The organism is Archangium minus (assembly GCF_044360475.1).
In the GTDB taxonomy this organism is placed as follows: Bacteria; Myxococcota; Myxococcia; order Myxococcales; family Myxococcaceae; genus Archangium; species Archangium minus.
The window spans coordinates 5,457,472-5,462,438 of record NZ_CP043494.1 but is presented as its reverse complement, the minus strand read 5'-3'; the positions used below and the strand labels follow the sequence as shown (position 1 = coordinate 5,462,438).

Below are 4,967 nucleotides of genomic sequence, written 5' to 3'. Positions count from 1 at the left end.
CGGAGACCGTCAGGACCGCCGAGCCCTACACTTTCATGTCGTCTCCCCTGTGGTCGGGCCTTGTCAGGACTGACCCATAAACCACTTCCACGCCTGGGGGTAACCGGCGATCCTGCTCGGGAAAGGACCGTTCATCTCATGACGAGGATTGACGAAACGCTGGTGTCGGCCGTGCGCAAGATGTCCCAGGAGGCCGGACGTGCCACGCTCGGTTTCTACGGTGGCGCCGTCGCCGTCGAGCGCAAGAGTGACGACTCCCCGCTGACGGCGGCGGACAAGGCCTCGCACACCCTCATCCTCGAGGCCCTGCGGCGGTTGACGCCCGGCGTCCCGGTGCTCTCCGAGGAGTCCAGCGAGACGGAGATCTCCGAGCGGCGCAAGTGGGACACCTTCTGGCTGGTGGATCCGCTCGACGGCACCAAGGAGTTCATCAAGGGCACCGGCGAGTTCACCGTCAACATCGCTCTCATCTCCGGCACCGAGCCCGTGCTGGGCGTGGTGCACGTCCCCGTCTCGGGCGTCACGTACTGGGGCAGCAAGGGAGGCGGTGCCTTCATGACCCAGGCGGACCAGGCTCCGGTGGCCATCCACACCCGGCCCGCGGATATGAACCGGCTCGTCATCGTGGCGAGCAAGGACCACGCAGGCCCGCGCGTGGAGGCCATGCTGAAGCGGCTCACCACGGCGAGCACGGCCAACATGGGCAGCTCGCTCAAGTTCTGTCTGATCGCCGAGGGCCGGGCGGACTTCTACCCGCGGCTCCAGCCCACCTGCGAGTGGGACACCGGCGCGGCCCAGTGCGTCCTGGAGGCCGCCGGAGGCGCGGTGACGGACCTGGAGGGTCGGCGGTTCGTCTACAACAAGGAACAGCTCACCAACCCGTCCTTCCTCGCCTTCGGAGATGCACGCCAGGACTGGCGCGCACTGCTGGAGGGGTAGGCGCTTCCGTGGCCAGCCGCCGCACCTACTGCTCCTGCACCAATTGCTCGCAGAGGGTGGCCACCTCCTCGAGCGTGCTGAACAGCTCGCCCATCATGGGGCGGACTCCCAAATCCTCCTCGATACGGTTGGCGAGCAGGGTGGCGAGCAGGGAGTTGCCACCGAGCGAGATGAAATGATCTTCCCGCCCAATCTCCGGGAGGCCCAGCAATTCACTCCAGTAACCGGCGAGCTTCTGCTCCATCTCCGTGCTGGGGGGATTTTTGATGCTCATGGAGTCTGTCCTTTGGCTCAGGGTTTCTCGGCGTAGACAACGAGGTATTCGTCACAATTGAACCAGGCGGGCTGTTGGAGCTGCTCGGGCTCCACCTCGCGAACCTTAGACACGGGCTCGCTCCAGGCACGCCCTGAGCCTCGCTGCCAGGCCTTCCACGTGCGGCGAGAACATCATGCTCGTGTGGCTTCCAGAGACGACCTCGACCCGCACCGCCGAGCAGCGGTCGAGCCAGGGCAGCTCCAGGTGGTCCGGCATTCGCGGCTGAAGCTCGGCGGCACGGAAGAACTGCAGCTCGCCCGTCTCCCAACGCGGGGCTGTGTACCGGTACAAGGCCTCGACATGGGTCTTCCACATTCGGAGCAGCTGGCGCTCCTGCTCAGGAGACCCGGGCTGCATGACCGCCCGCGCGAACTCGAGCAGCTCCGCATCGTCCCTAGGAGGCGAAGGGAGACGCCCCGGACCGGGCGAGTCGAGCAACGCGCACAACGGCACCGCATGCCCCTCCGCGGACAGGCGGCGGCCCAGCTCGTACGCGAGTACTCCTCCGAACGACGCGCCCACCAACAGATACGGGCCCGTGGGCTGCACCGCACGCACAGCTTCGAGGTAGTGCGTCGCCATCTCCTCGATGGTGGTGGGTGCCAGTCCCCCCTCCTCCAACCCCGGCGACTCGACTCCGTAGGCGGGCCGCGAGGGCGAGATGAGCCGCACCAGCTGCCGGTAGAAGAACGTCTGTCCCGTCATCGCGTGGAGGCAGAAGAGCGCCGGCCCGTTCAACCCCTCCTGGAGCCGCACAAGGCAGCTCGCACGGGCTGGCGCAACCGTTTCGCGGGTGGCGCCAAGCGTCTCCGCCAGCGCGGCGATCGTCGGCGCCTCCACCAGCGTCTTCAGCGGCAGCCGGACACCGAGACGCTGGCCAATCAGCCCCGTCAGGCGCAGCCCCATGAGCGAGTCGCCCCCGAGCGCGAAGAAGTCGTCGTGGATGCCAATTCCCTCGATGCGGAACAGCTCCGAGAAGCACTCGACCAGCGCCTGCTCGGTGGCGTTGCGCGCCAGTGCCGGAGCGCCTCCCTTGCGCACGTTCCTCTGGGTCACGGATACGGATCGCGAGACACTGGCCACCGAAGTGGAAACCTCCGGCTCGAGCCAGTACCGCTCGCGCTCGAAGCTGTAGGTGGGCAGGGGCACTCGACGGCGGCGCTCCCCCGCTCGGAAGCGCTCCCAGTCGACGGAGACCCCCGCGAGCCACGCCTCTCCGAGCGGCGCCAGCGGGCTGCTCTGCGCAGTGGCTCCACTGGGGAGCGTGGCAAGCACTGGCTGTGACGTACGCGCCGGGTGCTGCCGCGCCAGCGAGCCCAACGTCGAGCCCGGCCCCACCTCTATCAGTGCCCTCTCCCCGGAGGTGAGCAGCGTCTCCAGCGCCTCGGAGAACCTTACCGTGTCTCTCAGGTGGCGCACCCAATACGCCGGGTCCGTCGCCTCCCGCTCGCTCAACCACCGTCCCGTGGCGCTCGACACCACCGGTAGCTTCGGTGGCCGCAGCTTCACCCGCTCCACCACCTTCGCGAAGCCCGCCAGGTACGGCTCGAGCATCGCCGAGTGCGCTGCCCTCCCGTAGCGCACCCTCTTGAATTGCACCCCTCTCTCTTCGAGCGCCCTCTCGAAGTACTCCACCGCCTCCGTCGGCCCCGAGAGGACACACGTCGCGGGCCCGTTGAGCGCGGCGACGGACAAGGCCGTGCCCAACAACGGCTGCACCTCCTCCAGCGGCGCGAGCACCGACACCATCGCCCCCGGAGGCATCTGCTCCGCCATCCGGGCTCGCACCACCATCAACGAGCAGGCCTCTTCCAGCGTGAAGACTCCCGCCAGGCACGCCGCCGCGTACTCTCCCAGCGAGTGGCCAAGCACCACCTCCGGCTGCACTCCCCAGGACAGCCACAGCTGCGCCATCGCCCAGTTGCACGCGAAGAGCGTGCTCTGCACCCACAGCGGCCTTTCCAGCTCCCGACTCGCGGCGTCGAAGCGCTCGGGCCCTGCGAACATCACCTCCCGAATGTCTCCCCCGAGCGGTCCGCGCATCAGCTCGGCACACCGGCCGAGGGCCTCTCGGAAGGCCGGCTCGCGAAGGAAGCCCGTGCCCATATTCACGCGCTGCGAGCCTCCTCCGGGAAAGAGGAAGGCCACTCCCCGTTGAGCCACCTCGTCGAGCGCGGTGCGCACCCGCTCCGGCTCGCGCTCTCCGAGCAGGGCCGCCGCCTCCTCGGGGCGTCCCGCAACGACAAAGCGTCTCCAGGGGAAACGGGCACGCCCTGTTTGCAGCGTGTGGGCTACATCTGCCAGCCGCGCTCCACCCTGGCCCAGGTGCTCGGCCAACTCAGCGCTCATCCGCTCCAGCGCGGCCTCCGACTTCGCCGACAGGAGCAGCAATTCCTCGTCGCGCCGGGGTGGGTCGCTCGGTACGGCCGGGGCCTCCTGCAGCACGGCATGGGCGTTGGTTCCCCCAATGCCGAACGAGCTCACCCCCGCGCATCTCGGCACTGGCCCTGTCCATGGCGTCGGCTTGGCCACCACATAAAACGGGCTGCCCTCCAGCCCGAGCCGGGGGTTCGGCGCGGTGAAGTGCAGGGTCGGAGGCAACAGCCGGTTCTCGAGCGCCAGCACCGCCTTGATGAGCCCGGTGACTCCGGCCGCGGCATCCAGGTGCCCGAGGTTGCTCTTCACGGAACCGAGTCCACATGAGCCCGGTGTGCCCCCGCTGAACACCTGCTTGAGCGCGGCGACCTCGAGCGGATCTCCGAGCGGCGTGCCAGTGCCATGCGCCTCGATGTACGAGATGGAGTGCGGCTCGATCCCCGCCACCGACTGCGCCTCGGAGATGACAGCGGCCTGACCCACCACCGAGGGAGCAGAGAACCCGGTCTTGGAGCTTCCATCGTTGTTGATGGCGGTGCCGAGAATCACCGCGCGGATGGGATCGCGATCGGCGATCGCATCGGAGAGCCGCTTGAGAACAACCACCCCGACGCCGTTGCCCCCTACGGTGCCAGCAGCCCGGACATCGAAGGGGCGGCAGTGCCCGTCGGGCGAGAGGATGCCGCCCTCCTGGTAGGGGTATGCACGCACCTGGGGAACCCGGACCGACACGCCCCCCGCGAGCGCGAGATCGCACTCCCGGGAGAGGAGCGCCTGGCACGCGAGGTGGACCGCGACCAGCGAGGTCGAGCAGGCGGTCTGCACGGTCAGGCTGGGACCCGTGAGATCCAGCTCGTAGGCGACCCGCGTCGCGAGGAAGTTCCCGCTGCACCCGAAGAGGCTATCGGCCAGGCTCCTCCCGCTCCGTTGCGCGTCCGGCAGCACGCTCGAGAGTAGGTAGGTGCTGAAGGAGGCTCCCGCGTAGACGCCCGCACGCATCGGCTTGCCCCGAGGCGCATACCCAGCCGACTCGAGCGCGGACCACGAGCACTCGAGGAAGAGCCGGTGCTGGGGATCCATCTGCTCGGCCTCGCTCGGCGCGTAGCCGAAGAAGGCGGCATCAAAGCACTCGGCGTCGTCAAGCACGCCCGCCGCGGCCACCTGCCCTTCGGACGCGGGCAGGAAGGTGATCGACTCCACGCCCGTGGCGAGGTTGCTCCAGAACTGCCGGGCATCTCGCGCGCCGGGAACACGCACGGAGAGGCCCACGATGGCGAGTGCCATCTCCATGGACGGGTCTTGCGACGAGGGGTCGTGCTGGTCAGCCATGCTCGTT

Annotated in this window: 3 protein-coding genes; 1 reads left to right on the top strand and 2 read right to left on the bottom strand. The window is 68.4% G+C overall.

Annotated features, from left to right (window positions below; genetic code table 11):
- The first annotated feature begins 138 nt into the window (after window positions 1–138).
- Entirely contained in the window at window positions 139–939 is an 801-nt protein-coding gene (gene cysQ / locus F0U60_RS22475) for a 3'(2'),5'-bisphosphate nucleotidase CysQ (RefSeq protein ID WP_395823128.1), read from the top strand.
- 25 nt (window positions 940–964) lie between these two features.
- Here cysQ and F0U60_RS22470 read toward each other — a convergent pair whose 3' ends face one another.
- Both F0U60_RS22470 and F0U60_RS22465 read right to left on the bottom strand, forming a co-directional pair.
- Window positions 965–1,213 carry a phosphopantetheine-binding protein gene (locus F0U60_RS22470; RefSeq protein WP_395823126.1) on the bottom strand — a complete coding sequence of 83 codons (249 nt, stop codon included), beginning with the start codon at window positions 1,211–1,213 and terminating at the stop codon, window positions 965–967.
- Between the two features lie 105 nt (window positions 1,214–1,318).
- Window positions 1,319–4,960 (bottom strand): type I polyketide synthase, encoded by a 3,642-nt coding sequence (locus F0U60_RS22465; protein WP_395823124.1) that lies wholly within the window; start codon window positions 4,958–4,960, stop codon window positions 1,319–1,321.
- Window positions 4,961–4,967: the final 7 nt, after the last annotated feature.